The sequence below is a fragment of the Corynebacterium sp. KPL1814 genome, from assembly GCF_000478175.1.
Classification (GTDB): domain Bacteria; phylum Actinomycetota; class Actinomycetes; order Mycobacteriales; family Mycobacteriaceae; genus Corynebacterium.
In genome coordinates this window covers 713,494-728,310 of the sequence record NZ_KI515774.1, presented here as the reverse complement: position 1 = coordinate 728,310, position 14,817 = coordinate 713,494, and the positions used below count along the sequence as shown (strand labels likewise).

Below are 14,817 nucleotides of genomic sequence, written 5' to 3'. Positions count from 1 at the left end.
CACCAGCCTTCGCCTTTCTGATTTCTTAGCAGGAGGCGAAGGCAGCGACTCAACGCCGCCACGCTTAGTTGGTGTCTTCTTGGATGCCGTCAGTGCTGGACAGTTCCACTTCTTGGATACTGACATACTGCGCGATCTCTTCGACGAACCCTGGATCGTGGCACGTAAGGATTATTGCCGTTCCTGATTCCAGCGTCCTATGAATCAGTTGATGCATCAGCGCTCGATCCGTTAGCGAAAGCAAGCTATCCGGCTCATCCATGAGCACGATGGCGTGGCCCATCCCCACCACATGTGCAGTTTGGGCCAGCCTGAGCCGGGAAGCGGGCAGATCCAATGGGTGCTCAGCCGCATCAAGCTCTAGTAGCTCCCGTAACGCGCTATCGGAAACAAAGTCACCCAAGGTGGAATATATTACCTGGTCATAAGGAGATTGGAGGACCAATCCCCGGGGCTCAGCTGGGCGCTGTGCCCCATCAAGGCCGGCGGCGGAGCGCAGAAGCGATGTCTTTCCAGTGCCGTTTGCCCCGCGCAACCAGGTCACACTGCCGCTGCGGATGGGAATGGTCACTGGCCCGACGCTAAAGGTAGTGCCGGAAGGCTTCGCCGACTGCCACCACCGCTTCTTTTCTTGTCCGCGGCGCGCCGTAAGCGGGCCGAGATTTTCCCGCGGTCCATGGGACGAAATCGCTTCCAAGCTAAGTGGGACCGGTTGCGGGATCTCTCCTACGACGTGACCGCCCAATTCGGGCCAATGCATCGATGACACAGCAAGAACGCAGGTATTGCGCAGCGAATGCAATAGCTTCACCATCATCGCCAGCGATGTGGGGTCAAGACCCGCGCTCGGCTCGCAAATAATAAGGACCTCGGGTTCGCGAATCGCCACACACGCAGCTGCGAGCCTCCGGGTCTGACCACCAGAGAGCTGGGTGGGGTTCTTCTCCGCGTAATCGCTCAGGCCCACAGCCGCGAGCATTTCCTCTCCCCGCACCTGCATGCGCGCTGGGTCCTCACCTTGGTTTTCTAGGCCTAGGACTACTTCTTCGATACAGGTATCGCGCAAATAGCTCATCTGGGCGGACGAGTCTGTACCGATGATGGCGGACGTCGAGAATTTTTCTCCTAGCTTTTGCGCTACGTTTTCCGCGATCGCATCCGAAGGAACAAGTACTTGAACGACGGTTCCTTTACTCGGCTGAATATCGTCTATATCCATACAAAGACCATGACTCCTATGGTTCCTAAGGGAACGATGCAGCGCAGCACGCGGGACACGGCAGAATCCGGTACCGGCCGCAAAAGGGTCCTAGTTCCCTCTTCATCAAAGCCCGCGGCGGCTAGGGCGTGGCCGCGCTCGGTGCCTTGAATCAATAGGCGCGAAATCACCGGGATGACCACCCGAGAAATAGTATTGCGCCACGTCACTTTGATTCCGGCCAGCTGGTTAGCATCGCGGACGGTCCGCCATGCCTGCGCGCCTTGAGGCAAAGATTGCAGTGAAGCACCAACGATGTAGGCAATTTTGTGCCCCGCGCGCGAGACTTGTAGCCATTTCGCAATATCGGAAATTCGCAGCACGGACATCGCCACGATGAAGCACACCATTAACGCGAAAAAGCGCAGGGCTAGTGTGGCTGCAATGAGCAGGCCATCGCTTGTGACTAGCGGAATCAGTTGGTTATCACCATAGGGGGCGTGGATCACTAACATCGATAGGACCACTGGGACACAGAGCGCCCCGGATGCCAAGACGATCGCGATGGATCTCGTGGCCCACACGCCATAGGCAAGCATCGCACTTGCCACGAGCGCGGAGACTAGTGGGCTATTGAGCCCAAGGATAAGTATCCAGCCGCACGCAGCAATGGTGAGGACCGTCGACGGGTGAAGGCGATACATTAGCGAGGCTGCAAGGATTCCCGGGTTCGCTTGGGCAAGGATTTCACGGCAGCCCACACGATGAGGAATACAACGACCTTATCCAGTGGGTCAGAGATGAGGGACTGCATGGTGACGGATGCAATCAAAGAGTTGCCCAGTTCGCGGAAGAGGGACGTGAGCGCGCCGGTACCGACACCAGCCGTACCGCCGTAGACGAAGGCGGCTACGGGTGCGGCGAGCATGCCGCAGATGATGCCGATAATCGCGCCGCTGACGATGACCTTCCAGATCTTGGTGAACGCGCCCTTTTGAATGGCCCAGCCAGAAAGGAATCCGGTCGCAGCGGAAACGGCAGCGAATGGGAGCGCCATCGGGTTGAGCAATCCCCAGACCACGGATGACAACGTACCGGTAGCGAGCCCGGCGATGGGGCCCGCGAGGGCCGCTACCAAGATGGTTCCTACGGAGTCGATATACAGCGGAATGCCGCTCGATCCGATGATTTGGCCCACTACGATATTAAGAACCAAGGCGATGGGAATAATGGCGATGGTACGAGCCGGGAGGGACGGCACGGTGCCGGCAAGCAAAAGAGCCGCACCAATGAGGTAGCCGGCCAAGGTGATCAAGGCTTCGGCGGAGCCCGCTACGGACTCCCAATCGGTCGGGCGAAAAAGCACCAAGTAGATCCACGTGGCGACGACTAGCGCGGCGCCCGCGATGACCATCCCCCGGCGAGCAGGGGTAAGAGAAAGCTGAGGCATAGAGGTATTCCTAATCCATCAATGTGTAAAGGAGAATGGGGGCACACTGCTCTTTTGGTCCCAGCCTATGTCACCTCAGCGTAGGAAAATGTGGCGTATGCGCTGCGGATTAGGGTAAAAGATTTATTCGCCTTGAGCAACACGCGCGCCCAAGCTGCGCAGCGCCCTGTCGAATTCGCGGTGGGAGGCTGGAATGTCTGCGCTGGTCACCAGCGAGGCATTAGCCGGCCGATCCCAGTGATTGCGGAGGTCTGCGACGCTGGTCCCGCGCATCAGCGCAGAGTCCGCTTCCACGTCAATAGTCGTTTCTACCGCCTCGAACGATACCTTCTTTAGGGCGATGATGCAGGTCAGAAGGTCATGGATCTGGGCTTGGTAGCCTTCTTCTTGCGCTTGATGGAACTCGAAGTAGAACCGCAGTATCTCCGGCAGTTTATCAGCCATTGGGTGGGTGCCGAGCAGCCCCACAATTTCTGCTAACCGTTCTGGGGTGATGAGAAATTGCTCGGTAACCTCGAGCGAGCAGAGAGTACTGGGTGGTGCCGCTGAGGTTCGAAAATGGTGAGCTGCTGCGTGCGGATCTACCCAGAAATTCCATTCCGCGGTCGGCGTCGTATTGCCGCGGTAATTAACGGCACCGCCCATGATGATAATCGAGCCGCACCGCGCAACGGCATCGCCATGCGCCCGCTCGAAGTCCGCCAAATTAGTTACCGGGCCAGTAATGATGAGGTACAGACCTGGGTTGCGGGCAATCGCGGTCGACCACAACTCCTGCCAGTGAATATCGCCGAAATCGTGGTCGGGCGCGGAAAGATAGCCCAAGCCGGACTTCCCGTGGGTTTCAGGTGTCGTGATCAGCTCGACCTCGAGTGGAGCCGGCCGCCCTGGGGCGACGGGGACTTCCGGCAATCCACAGAGATCTAAAATCCACCGTGCATTGGCGGCAGTCTGCTGGACCTCGACGTTTCCAGCAGTCGTGCTCACGCCCACCAATTCGATCTCGCCTGCGTGATGCAGCCCCGCCAAATACATTAGGGCGAGGCAGTCATCAATCCCTGGATCGCAGTCGAGCAATACGGTTGGGCGCGAGAGACTCATAGATGGCTGACTATTACTTAATGGAGCTTACTGGCTTGTCGCCGTCGACGAATACGACTGGAGACGTTGGAAGCTCTTCGCGGCCCAGTACCTCTACGATGACGTCTGCCACCAAGTCACGAGACGAGGTCTGGCCCTCCTGTAGCATCTTGTCCTCAGCGAATTCCAGCCCCTGCGCAGGCTCTTCCGTCAGGCCAGCGGGCTTCAGGATGATGTGCGGAATGGAGCTGTCTGCCAAGCGGTTGTCTACTTCCTTCTTGGACTCCACGTAGGCGTACCACTTCTCATCGGCTGGGTCCGTCGTCGCGACCTGGGAGCCGACATAAGAAATCATGACGAATTGCGGGACATCCTTGCCCAGCTTTTCTAGGGCCTCGATGGCGGCCAAGGCACCGTCGCGGTCAACCGCCCACGTCAGCTCGGCACCGCCACGGCCACCGTTTCCGGCACCCCACACAACCGCGTCATAATCTGCGAAAAGCTCCGCCCACTGATCAACGGACTGCTCAGTAATATCTGCAATAACCGGCGTAGCGTTGGCCTGCTCGATATCGGCCTTCTGTTCTGGGTTACGGATAAGCGAGTGAACCTCATGGCCGGCAGCCGCTAATTTTGGAGCCGCCAGCAGTCCTACCTTGCCGTGTCCGCCAATGTACAAAATCTTTTTCTTAGTATCAGTCATAGCGCCCCATCGTAACAGCGCATTTTTTATGCTGCAGCGACACTTCCGCAGCGAAGTCACTACATGCCGCTACCGTGGTGTAAGCATTGCCCACCGAACCAGATAGAATACTGACTATGTATGCCATTATGACCGTTACAGGTGCCGATAGCACCGGAATCATCGCAGCAGTAACCACGACCCTTGCTGATCTCAGCATCAACGTCGTTGACGTATCGCAAACCCTGATGGGTGACTACTTCACCATGATCCTCCGCGTCGAATTCGACGCGGATGCCGTGTCCATCCAGACCATTAAGGAGCGGATGCGCCCGGTGGCGGAGGAAAAGCAGCAATCCATCCGCATTCAGTCCGAAGACCTCTTTACCGCCATGAACGAGATTTAACATGAGCACGCGTTTTAATACCACCAATATCTTGGACACCATCGAGATGATCGAAAATTATCGTCTCGATATCCGCACCGTAACGATGGGCATTTCCCTGCTGGGATGCACGCGCTCGACCATGGAGGCAACCTGCCACGCCATCTATGACCGCGTAACGCAGCAAGCGGGCCGCTTGGTTGAGGTATGCGAGGGCATCGAAGGTGAGCTCGGCATCCCGATCGTCAACAAGCGCATCTCCGTCACCCCCATTTCCCTCGTTGTCGCAGGCTTGGACGGCAACCCCGTCGATGCCGCACGGGCGCTGGACAAGGCCGCCAAGGAAGTAGGCGTTAACTTCGTCGGCGGCTACTCCGCGCTGGTGGAAAAGGGTGCGACGAGCGCAGAACAAAAACTCATTGCCTCGATCCCAGAAGCCTTGGCTGATACGGACGTGGTGTGTTCCTCGGTCAATATCGCCAGCTCTCGCGCCGGCATCAATATGGATGCGACGAAGCAGATGGGCGAGGTCATCAAGGAAGCCGCAAAGCTCACCAAAGATAATTCCGCAATCGCCTGCGCCAAGCTCGTCGTCTTTGCCAATTCCGTGGGCGATAATCCGTTTATGGCTGGTGCTTTCCACGGCATCGAGGAGCCCGACTGCGTCGTTTCCGTCGGAGTCTCGGGCCCTGGCGTGGTGGACCGCGCCCTCGGTTCTTTGGAAGGCGCAACCCTGGATCAGGTTGCAGAGGAGGTAAAAAAGGCCGCCTTCAAGATCACCCGTGCCGGCCAACTCGTGGGCAATATGGCCTCCGATCGCCTCGGCGTTCCCTTCGGCATTATCGACCTCTCCTTGGCCCCCACGGCGGAACTCGGCGATTCCGTCGCGCACATCCTCGAGCACATGGGCCTGGATCAGGTGGGCACGCACGGCACGACGGCGGCTTTGGCGCTGCTTAACGATGCCGTGAAGAAGGGCGGCATGATGGCATGCTCCCGCGTGGGCGGCTTGTCCGGTTCATTCATCCCCGTCTCTGAGGACAGGGGCATGATCGATGCCGTAAAGTCCGGTTCCATTTCCATGGACAAGCTGGAAGCCATGACCGCGATCTGCTCAGTCGGCTTTGACATGATTGCGCTGCCTGGTGATACCTCTGCGGCCACGATTTCCGGCATGATTGCGGATGAAGCCGCCATCGGCGTGATGAATCATAAGACCACGGCCGTGCGCGTCATTCCGGTACCTGGCGCCAAGGTGGGCGATGAGGTCAGCTTCGGTGGTCTTTTGGGCTATGCCCCTATCATCCCGGTTAATACGGTGGGCAACTCGCAGTTCATTAACCGCGGCGGCTTTATCCCCGCACCTGTGCACGGTTTCCGTAACTAGGTGTGGAGTACCCCACACCTAGGGCAAGCGTGCCCAGGGAAAGTGCGCCAAGGCTCCGCTAGGACTCGGAGTCTTCATTCTCCTCGCCCGGTTTCTCGGATTCTTCCCACCGGGCGAGGTTCGCTTTGAAGTGCTGAAAAGAATCCTCTAGCTGGCGCAGCTCCACCTCGCCGCCGACCTGGCGGCCCGCATCGGAGTAGATAGCCTCCGCGGCTTCATCTAGGACGTTGCGGCGCTCCACGGTGCGCAGCAGTGCCACCACCTTTGCCAGGTTATTGAGCAGGCTGAGATAGATTTCAGCATTATCGGCCGCATCGCGGCGGATTTGGGTGAACATCGCCTCAATGATCTGCTCGTAGCTAAAGGTTTGATAATCCAGGCGGAACTCGCCATCGATATGCATAATCCCCTGCGGCAGGCGCTTGTCCCCTATGACCACCAAGATTTGTGTGAAGCGGTCAATGATGTCGATGACTGTATAGGGGTCATTGACTCCGGTGCTTAAAGCACGGGCGGCGATTTCCGCGAGGTGCCGGGCTGTGAACCGCGGGTCGTGCGCGGAGGCATCCTCGCGGTGCTGCGTGACCACGATGTGCTTTTCAATGTTTTCCGGCATGTGCGGCACGCCGTGGGCAATGACTTCGCCTTCTAACACGAGATCGCCGGGGGCTACGCCCAGGTGAACCGCACAATCTTCTTCGGCGGCTGCTTGGGCAATGGACTTGTAGTCCACGAATTTTAGGTAGCCCGTTTGGGAGCTGCGGGTTGCGTCGGCGGATTCGTAGAAATCCGAACCCGGGGCCTTTGATACTTTCTCTTCCTCACCGCGCTCGATAAGGCGCCGCATGTGCTCTTCCACATCCTGGGCCACCACGTGCACCACGTGAGACATGCTAATAGACTGCGCGATGTGGACGATGAAATAAATCAAAAAGACCACGCATATCAGCGCCAAGGCAATATCGACTGCGACGTTCAGCGAGGGGACGTGTTCTTGCTTGCCTTCACCACCAGCACGCACGGCACGTAGAGATAGCAGCGAATAGGTAAAGGTTGCCAGGTAGATCCCCAGTGTGGACTGGATGGAACGGTCCTTTAAAAACTCGTGCAATAGGCGCGGACCCATCACCGTCACCACGCCGGAAAGCGCGGTCAGCGTAATGAAAAACAGGGTGCCGGCCAGAGACAGCGTGGCGGTGGCCACGGCGGTGAGCAGGCCCTGGGCGCTTTCCGCGCTGCCGTCATAGAGTCGAGAGAGCGCCAGATCGAAGTTGCGGTCGATCGCCAGCATGCCTTCGGCCGCCACGACGGCCACTGCTACCGCTACAGCGGGAATGACCCAAAACTTATCCCGCCAGGCGGGCATCCTCTCGATTAGCGTCTTCATGTAGCTTAAGCCAGCTCGACGATTTCCATGTACTCATCGGACCACAGATCTTCATCGCCGTCCGGCATAATAATCACGCGCTCAGGGTCGAGTGCCTTTACCGCACCCGGATCGTGGGTTACCAAGACCACCGCGCCCGTGTACGTATTGAGCGCGTCGAGCACCTGCTCGCGGGAGATGGGGTCGAGGTTGTTGGTCGGCTCATCGAGAAGCAGTACGTTCGCGCGGCTGGAGACCAAAGTGGCCAGCGACAAGCGGGTTTTCTCACCGCCAGACAGCGTTCCAGCAGGCTGCTGCAGTTTATCGCCAGAAAACATAAACGCACCCAGCAGCCCGCGCAGCTCTTGCTGGTCCGCATCGGGACACGCCTCGATGGTATTTTCCCAGACGCTCTTATCCGGGTGGATATTGTCGTGCTCTTGGGCAAAGTAACCAATGCGCAAACCGTGGCCACTGACGATGCCCCCTTCGCCGTCGGTGCGCTCCTCGCCCGCCAAAAGCTTGAGCAAGGTGGTCTTACCGGCACCGTTATATCCCAGGACAACGACCCTGGAGCCCTTATCGATGGCCAGGTCCACGCCCGCGAACACCTCCAGCGAGCCATACATCTTGGTCAAGCCCTTGGCATTCATGGGCGTCTTGCCGCACGGGGCGGGCTCGGGGAATTTAATATTGGCTACCTTATCCGCAACGCGCACCTCGTCGAGGTCATTCATCATGCGCTCGGCTCGGTTCAGCATCTGCTTAGCCGCTGCGGCCTTGGTGGCCTTCGCGCCCAATTTCGCGGCCTGCTTTTGCAGCGCGGAGGCCTTCTTTTCCGCATTCGCGCGCTCGCGGCGCCGCCGCGCCTCATCGGTGGCACGTGCGTCGAGATACTTCTTATAGCCCATGTTGTAGACGTCCGCCTCGCCGCGCACCGCATCAAGGAACCAGACCTTATTACAGACCGCCTCGAGCAACTCCACGTCGTGGGAAATCATGACCAGTCCGCCCTCATGCTTGGACAGGAACTGGCGGAGCCAGACAATGGAGTCCGCATCCAGGTGGTTTGTCGGCTCATCGAGGAGCAACGTGGTTTGGGACTTACCCGAGCCCTCGCTGGCGGCAAAAAGGATCTGCGCCAGCTCCACGCGGCGGCGCTGGCCACCCGAGAGCGTCTTGAGCTGCTGGTCTAAAACGCGCTGCGGCAGCCCCAAGTTATCGCAGATTTGAGCGCACTCGGAGTCGGCCTCGTAACCGCCCAAGGAATCGAATTGTTCTTCCAGGCGGGAATATTTACGGATAGCTTTGTCACGGAACTTCTCATCCGTGGCCGTTTCCATCAGCTCTTGCTGCTTGGCCATCCGCCGCTTAATATCATCCAGCCCACGGGCAGAGAGCACGCGCTCGCGCGCGGTTTGCTCGATATTGCCTTCACGCGAATCCTGCGGAAGGTAGCCAATCGGACCCGAGCGAGAAACCGCGCCCCCATAAGGCTCGGTCTCACCGGCCAAGATGCGCATGGTCGTGGTCTTTCCCGCACCATTGCGGCCCACTAGTCCGATGCGGTCGCCGGGTTGGACGCGGAGGTGCTGTCCGGGGGCATCGAGAAGCGTGCGGGCGCCTACGCGTACCTCAAAATCATTGGTCACAATCACGACAAGCCAGTCTAGCAACCAAAGCACAAGGCACTAATTCACGCAGAAAAGCGGCGGGTTAAGTAGCAGGAAGTGTGTCTCGGTTTCAGCGTAAGCGCTGGTTAGCTTGTTTAAATAGGAGCTGAATAAGCTTCTGGGGCTTATTCGGCCCTGCTTTTTGTTCAATCCACCGGAATGGCACCTGCATGTGGTATGTGGTGAGCTGGTTGAATTTTCCGGTGACTACTAACCGACCACGATGCCCTATTTGTGCAGGGCAGATGAAGAAAAATGGCACAACATCCAAAGGGAAAACCAGATGGCGATGCAAAGACCCCAACTGCGGAAGCTCCCTAACGCGCCAACGAACTGACCATACCCAGTCCCGGGACTTCCGCGCCTTCTACCGCTACGCGGTATCTACAACGTCATTGAACCAGCTCGCTCAGCAACAAGGAATAAGCCGGTGGACTCTCAACCGCCGGTTTGAACCCTTTTGGCTTATCGATATCCCTAATACCCCGGACCCTCACCGAATCTACGACCAAATCTTCATCGACGGCACCTACACCGCGGCAGGCTGCCTGCTTGTCGCAGCAAGCCATGACCACGTCATTGCCTGGCACTGGGCTAAAAAGGAATCCACCGACGCCTATATTCAATTACTTAAAAACATAGCGCCACCGTTATGCGTCGTACTTGATGGCGGACTCGGCGCCCAATCAGCCATCGCAACATGCTGGCCACACACACCAATCCAGCGCTGCCTAGTCCATGCCCAACGCGTAATCCGCCGATACACCACCAGCCGGCCACGCACCGATGCCGGCAAAGCCATCTATGGCCTAGCACTGCAATTAACCAAAATCAGCACCCTAGACCAAGCACGGGAATGGACGAAGAACCTGCATGACTTCGGCCAGGTCTATAAACACTTCCTTTCCGAGAAAACCCTGACCCCTACACACCGCCGCAGGTCCAACCGTAAGTGGGAATGGACCCATTTACGCGTTCGCCAAGCCTATAAATCACTGCGAAACCTTTCGCAGAAACAACATCTATTTACCTACCTTAAGCCACCACCACATGCTCTTATGCCACAGCGTTGGGTAGCAACGACAAACAGCCTCGAAGGCGGAGTTAACGCCCCGCTCAAACGCATCGCTGATGCTCACCGTGGAAGAACAGGAGAACGACAACGCAAAATGCTGGAATGGTACCTGTATTCACAAACACAACTGCCTGACGACCCATTAGAGATCGCCAGGCAGTGCAATTTCGGGCAAGACCAACTCGCCAAAGTCCAAGGCCTTACCCCAGAAGACCACAACACAGCCGACCCGGAAACAGGCCGACCAGCCTTCTACGACAACGCTATCCCAACCGAATACTCACACTCCATAGGAATCAGAAAAGGACCCATGAAATGACAAAAGGCGCCCAACCGACGACACGCCCACCAGACACACATTTTGCTACTTAACCCAAAGCGGCGGTAGTACTACCGCCGCTTTCCCGCTATTCCGTGGTGATTAAACCGCGAAGCCCAGAGCTTGGAGCTGCTCGCGGCCTTCTTCGGAAATCATGTGTGGGCCCCAAGGCGGCATCCACACCCAGTTGATACGCACGCCATCGGCAAGCTTCTTGCCGGTAACGATGTCCTCAACCTGCTCCGCAATGACATCGGTCAAAGGGCAGGCCGGCGAGGTAAGCGTCATGTTAATCATGGCGAGCTCTTTGCCATCTTCTTCTTCCAGCCACAGGTCATAGACCAAGCCCAAGTCAACAACGTTGATGCCGAGCTCCGGGTCGATGACATCGCGCATGAACTCGGTGATGTCAAAGGCCTTCGACAGCTGTTCTTCCGTCTGCTCCGGCCGCTCACCGCCTGCGCTGAAGGACGAATTCTCGTTCTGGTAAGGATCTACGGGATCGGTCATTTACTTCTCCACTTCATTGAGCGCATCTGCGGTGGCGGCCTGAAAAGCCTTCCACCCTAGCAGCGCGCATTTAACTCGTGCCGGGTATTGAGAAACGCCTGCAAAGGCAACACCATCGCCGATGATGTCCTCATCGCCTTCGTCCTGGCCACGCGAGGTAACCATCTTTTCAAACTCGGCAAGCTTTTTATTGGCTTCCTCCAAGGGCAGGCCGACGATCTCTTCCGCCATGACGGACGTCGATGCTTGGGAGATGGAGCAGCCTTCGGCGTCGTAGGACACATCCTCAACGGTCTTGCCATCTGCGGAAAGGTTGACGCGCAACGTGAGCTCATCACCGCATGAGGGGTTCACGTGGTGGACCTCTGCCTGGAACGGCTCGCGCAACCCCGCGTGTTGCGGATTTTTATAGTGATCCAAGATCACGTCTTGGTACATCGAATCAAGATTCATTAGGCAACTCCAAAGAAATCGCGGGCGGCCTTAATGGCTTCTACCAGCTTATCTACTTCGGCTTCCGTGTTGTATAGGTAAAAGCTGGCGCGCGCGGTGGACTGTGCACCGCAGGCGCGGTGCAGCGGCCATGCGCAGTGGTGACCTACGCGGATGGATACGCCCTGGTCATCGAGCACCTGCCCCAAATCGTGCGGGTGAACGCCTTCCACGGTAAAGGAGATGGCCGCGCCACGGTTTTCAGCCGTTTCTGGGCCGATGATGCGCAGGCCAGGAATCTCACGAAGCTGCTCCAAGGCATAGGCGGTGAGCTTCTGCTCGTGGGCATGGATATTATCCATCCCCACCTCCTCGAGGAACTTCACCGCTGCACCGAGGCCGACGACCTGGCTGGTCATCTGCGTTCCGGCTTCAAACCGCGTTGGCGGTTCCGCGAAGGTGGTGCCTTCCATCTTCACTACCTCGATCATGGATCCACCCGTGAGGAATGGAGGAAGCTTGCGCAGCAACTCGTCCTTGCCGTAGAGCACGCCCACACCATTGGGGCCACACATCTTGTGGCCTGAGAATGCGGCGAAATCCACATCCAAGGCATGGAAATCTACCGGCATGTGCGGGACGGATTGGCAGGCATCGAGCACCACCATGGCATTCACCGCGCGGGCGCGGCGCACCATCTCCTCGACATCGGATACCGCTCCAGTCACATTGGACTGATGAGTAAACGCAACAACCTTGACGGACTCGTCGAGCTCAAGCGAATCCAAGTCGATGCGGCCATCGTCAGTCAACGAGTACCACTTCAAGGTGGCACCAGTGCGCTCACAGAGCTCTTGCCACGGCACGAGGTTAGCGTGATGCTCGAGCTCCGTGATGACGACGGTATCGCCCTCTCCTACATAGAGCTCGCCCGCGCGCTCATCAGAAAGCGTATAGGCAACCTCATTAAGCGCCTCGGTGGCGTTTTTCGCAAAGGCAATCTCATCGCGATCCGCGCCAACAAAGGCGGCAATGGCCTGCCGGGCCGACTCATAGGCGTTATCCGCCTCCTCAGCCAGCTGGTACGAGCCGCGGTGAACCGGGGCGTTGGTATGGAGAACGAACTCCTCCTCTGCCTTCCATACCGGCAGCGGGCGCTGGGAGGTAGCCCCCGAATCCAGGTACACCAGCGGCTTATCGCCGCGCACGGTGCGCTGCAGGATTGGGAACTGCTCCCTAATTGCGTTTACATCAAATCCAGACATAAAACTTCTTCGATTCATCGAGGATGAACCAGCACTGGGCTGGTCTTTACTGCAGGAACTGGTCGTAGCCGTCAGACTCAAGCTGGTCTGCCAACTCGGCCCCGCCGGTCTTAACAACCTGACCGTTAGCGAATACGTGCACGAAATCAGGCTGGACGTAGTTCAGGATGCGCTTGTAGTGGGTAATCATCAAGATGCCGCCATTGGTGTCATCCTGGTAGCGGTTGATGCCATCAGAAACAATGCGCAGCGCGTCAACGTCCAAGCCGGAGTCGGTCTCATCCATGACCGCGAACTTGGGCTTTAAGATGTCCAGCTGCATGACCTCGTGGCGCTTCTTCTCGCCACCGGAAAAGCCCTCGTTGACGGAGCGGGAGATGAAGGACTTATCAATCTTCAGGTTCTCGCGAGCCTCAGTAAGTTCCTTATTCCACTCGCGCAGCTTGGGGGCCTCGCCGCGGATGGAAGTCACGGCGGAGCGCATGAACTGCGATACCTTCACGCCAGGGACCTCGGTGGGGTACTGCATGGCCAAAAACAGGCCGGCGCGAGCGCGCTCGTCAACGGGCATGTCGAGGAGATTTTCGCCATCGAGAAGCACCTCGCCCTCGGTGACCTCGTACTTCGGGTGACCGGCAATGGTGTAGGACAAGGTGGACTTGCCGGAGCCGTTCGGTCCCATGATGGCGTGGATCTCGCCGGAGTTGATGGTGAGGTTGACGCCCTTCAGGATTTCCTTGGGCTCGCCGTTTTCTTCATTCGGCAGAACCTGGGCGTGGAGATTCTTAATTTCCAGAGTAGACATAGTTTTTGTGGGTTTCCTTCTGTAAGTGCGTTAAGCGGAGATCTTTTCCAGTTCTTCGGAAATGCGGTTTTCCAGTTCCTCGGACAGGGATTGCACCGGAATGCGGTGGATGACCTCATTGAAGAAGCCACGAATGATGAGGCGACGAGCCTCTGCCTCCGGAATGCCGCGGGACATCAGGTAGAACAGCTCGATATCGTCAAAGCGTCCCACCGTTGCGGCGTGGCCGGCGCCGGTGATTTCACCGGTTTCGATTTCCAAGTTCGGGATGGCGTCAGCGCGCGCACCGTCCGTGAGGATGAGGTTATTATTCGTCTCATAGGTATCGGTGCCCTGTGCGTTGGAGCGGATAAGCACGTCTCCCACCCAGCAGGTACGAGCCTCGTTCTTCTTCTCACCCTGCAATGCGCCCTTGTACAGGACATTGGAGCGACAATTCGGAACCGAGTGATCCACGAGCATGCGGTTTTCGAAGTACTGACCAGAATCGGCGAAGTACACGCCCAGCAACTCGGCATCGCCGCCAGGAGCGGTGAAGTTCACGCGTGGGACGATGCGCACGACCTCGCCGCCGAAGATGGCAGAGTTATGGCGCAGCACTGCATCGCGTCCTACCTGAGCTACCTGGTTGGACAGGTGCACCGCGTCGTTTTCCCAGTCGACATCCACGATGACGGTCAGGTGCGCGCCATCGCCGAGGATGAACTCCACGTTATCCGCATGGGTGCCAGAGCCAACGTACTTCAGCACCACGGTGGCCTCCGCATGGTGGCCTACCTCAATGGAGGTGGCACCGAAGGAGGTCACGTCCTCGCCCTTACCCGTATAGGTAATGGTGATGGGATCTTCCACCTGCACCTCGGGGTCAACGGTTACCACTTGACCTTCCGGCATGGAGGTCCATGCCTGGGCGGCCACGCGGTCAGAAGGCTTGCCCACGCGGCCAAGACGCTCATCGTCGCGGCTTACAGTCTCCGCAGAAACGCCGGGGTGCTCGCTTACCTTCACATCCTGGGCCACCGCTTGAGCAAATTCCCCGTTGTGCAGGCCCCGCAGCTTGCGGAGGGAAACAAAGCGCCACACCTCGTCGCGGCCGTGCGGTACCGGGAAATCCTCCACGTTGGTAGAGGTAAAGACGTCACCCTTGGTGATCTTATCCGGATTGAATTCGTTCGAAGCGACCATTTCT

The 14,817-nt window shown here is 57.9% G+C and carries 15 protein-coding genes; 3 read left to right on the top strand and 12 right to left on the bottom strand.

Features of this window, described 5'->3' with window-relative positions:
- Window positions 1–64: 64 nt before the first annotated feature.
- The 5 genes from HMPREF1257_RS03415 to HMPREF1257_RS03395 form a co-directional block, all read right to left on the bottom strand.
- Complete coding sequence (locus HMPREF1257_RS03415) at window positions 65–1,219, bottom strand: ATP-binding cassette domain-containing protein (RefSeq protein ID WP_023022396.1); 1,155 nt, start codon at window positions 1,217–1,219, stop codon at window positions 65–67.
- A complete protein-coding gene (locus tag HMPREF1257_RS03410; protein WP_023022398.1) occupies window positions 1,210–1,902 on the bottom strand; it encodes an energy-coupling factor transporter transmembrane protein EcfT in 693 nt (230 codons plus the stop codon). The genes HMPREF1257_RS03415 and HMPREF1257_RS03410 overlap by 10 nt, the downstream gene beginning before the upstream one ends.
- Entirely contained in the window at window positions 1,902–2,648 is a 747-nt protein-coding gene (locus HMPREF1257_RS03405; protein ID WP_023022400.1) for an ECF transporter S component, read from the bottom strand. The genes HMPREF1257_RS03410 and HMPREF1257_RS03405 overlap by 1 nt, the downstream gene beginning before the upstream one ends.
- Window positions 2,649–2,771: 123 nt before the next feature.
- Window positions 2,772–3,749, bottom strand: coding sequence for a nucleoside hydrolase (locus HMPREF1257_RS03400; protein ID WP_023022403.1), 978 nt, complete (start codon window positions 3,747–3,749; stop codon window positions 2,772–2,774).
- Window positions 3,750–3,762: 13 nt separating this feature from the next.
- Window positions 3,763–4,431 carry an NAD(P)H-binding protein gene (locus HMPREF1257_RS03395; protein WP_023022405.1) on the bottom strand — a complete coding sequence of 223 codons (669 nt, stop codon included), beginning with the start codon at window positions 4,429–4,431 and terminating at the stop codon, window positions 3,763–3,765.
- Window positions 4,432–4,547: 116 nt separating this feature from the next.
- Here HMPREF1257_RS03395 and HMPREF1257_RS03390 point away from each other — a divergent pair, with 116 nt between their 5' ends.
- Window positions 4,548–4,817, top strand: coding sequence for an ACT domain-containing protein (locus tag HMPREF1257_RS03390; protein WP_023022407.1), 270 nt, complete (start codon window positions 4,548–4,550; stop codon window positions 4,815–4,817).
- A 1-nt stretch (window position 4,818) separates the two neighbouring features.
- Window positions 4,819–6,183: a PFL family protein gene (locus HMPREF1257_RS03385; RefSeq protein ID WP_023022409.1), complete on the top strand. Its 1,365-nt coding sequence runs from the start codon at window positions 4,819–4,821 to the stop codon at window positions 6,181–6,183.
- A gap of 58 nt (window positions 6,184–6,241) precedes the next feature.
- Here the strand turns inward: HMPREF1257_RS03385 and HMPREF1257_RS03380 are convergent, their stop codons facing one another.
- Entirely contained in the window at window positions 6,242–7,570 is a 1,329-nt protein-coding gene (locus HMPREF1257_RS03380; RefSeq protein ID WP_023022411.1) for a DUF2254 domain-containing protein, read from the bottom strand.
- Between the two features lie 5 nt (window positions 7,571–7,575).
- Window positions 7,576–9,207: an ABC-F family ATP-binding cassette domain-containing protein gene (locus HMPREF1257_RS03375; RefSeq protein WP_034659222.1), complete on the bottom strand. Its 1,632-nt coding sequence runs from the start codon at window positions 9,205–9,207 to the stop codon at window positions 7,576–7,578.
- Between the two features lie 218 nt (window positions 9,208–9,425).
- Between HMPREF1257_RS03375 and HMPREF1257_RS03370 the strand changes: the two genes are divergently transcribed.
- Entirely contained in the window at window positions 9,426–10,616 is a 1,191-nt protein-coding gene (locus HMPREF1257_RS03370) for an IS1249 family transposase (RefSeq protein ID WP_034659221.1), read from the top strand.
- A 102-nt stretch (window positions 10,617–10,718) separates the two neighbouring features.
- On the opposite strand, the gene HMPREF1257_RS03365 is transcribed toward HMPREF1257_RS03370, so the two are convergent.
- From HMPREF1257_RS03365 to sufD, 5 genes are read right to left on the bottom strand one after another with little or no spacing between them, the layout of a single operon-like run.
- Window positions 10,719–11,126 (bottom strand): metal-sulfur cluster assembly factor, encoded by a 408-nt coding sequence (locus HMPREF1257_RS03365; protein ID WP_005279145.1) that lies wholly within the window; start codon window positions 11,124–11,126, stop codon window positions 10,719–10,721.
- Window positions 11,127–11,579, bottom strand: coding sequence for a Fe-S cluster assembly sulfur transfer protein SufU (gene sufU / locus HMPREF1257_RS03360; protein ID WP_005279143.1), 453 nt, complete (start codon window positions 11,577–11,579; stop codon window positions 11,127–11,129). It abuts the gene before it with no gap.
- A complete protein-coding gene (locus HMPREF1257_RS03355; protein ID WP_023022417.1) occupies window positions 11,579–12,823 on the bottom strand; it encodes a cysteine desulfurase in 1,245 nt (414 codons plus the stop codon). Before HMPREF1257_RS03355 ends, sufU begins: the two co-directional genes overlap by 1 nt.
- A gap of 46 nt (window positions 12,824–12,869) precedes the next feature.
- Window positions 12,870–13,628 (bottom strand): Fe-S cluster assembly ATPase SufC, encoded by a 759-nt coding sequence (gene sufC, locus HMPREF1257_RS03350; RefSeq protein WP_005279139.1) that lies wholly within the window; start codon window positions 13,626–13,628, stop codon window positions 12,870–12,872.
- Between the two features lie 30 nt (window positions 13,629–13,658).
- Window positions 13,659–14,813 (bottom strand): Fe-S cluster assembly protein SufD, encoded by a 1,155-nt coding sequence (gene sufD, locus HMPREF1257_RS03345; RefSeq protein ID WP_023022419.1) that lies wholly within the window; start codon window positions 14,811–14,813, stop codon window positions 13,659–13,661.
- Window positions 14,814–14,817 lie beyond the last annotated feature (4 nt).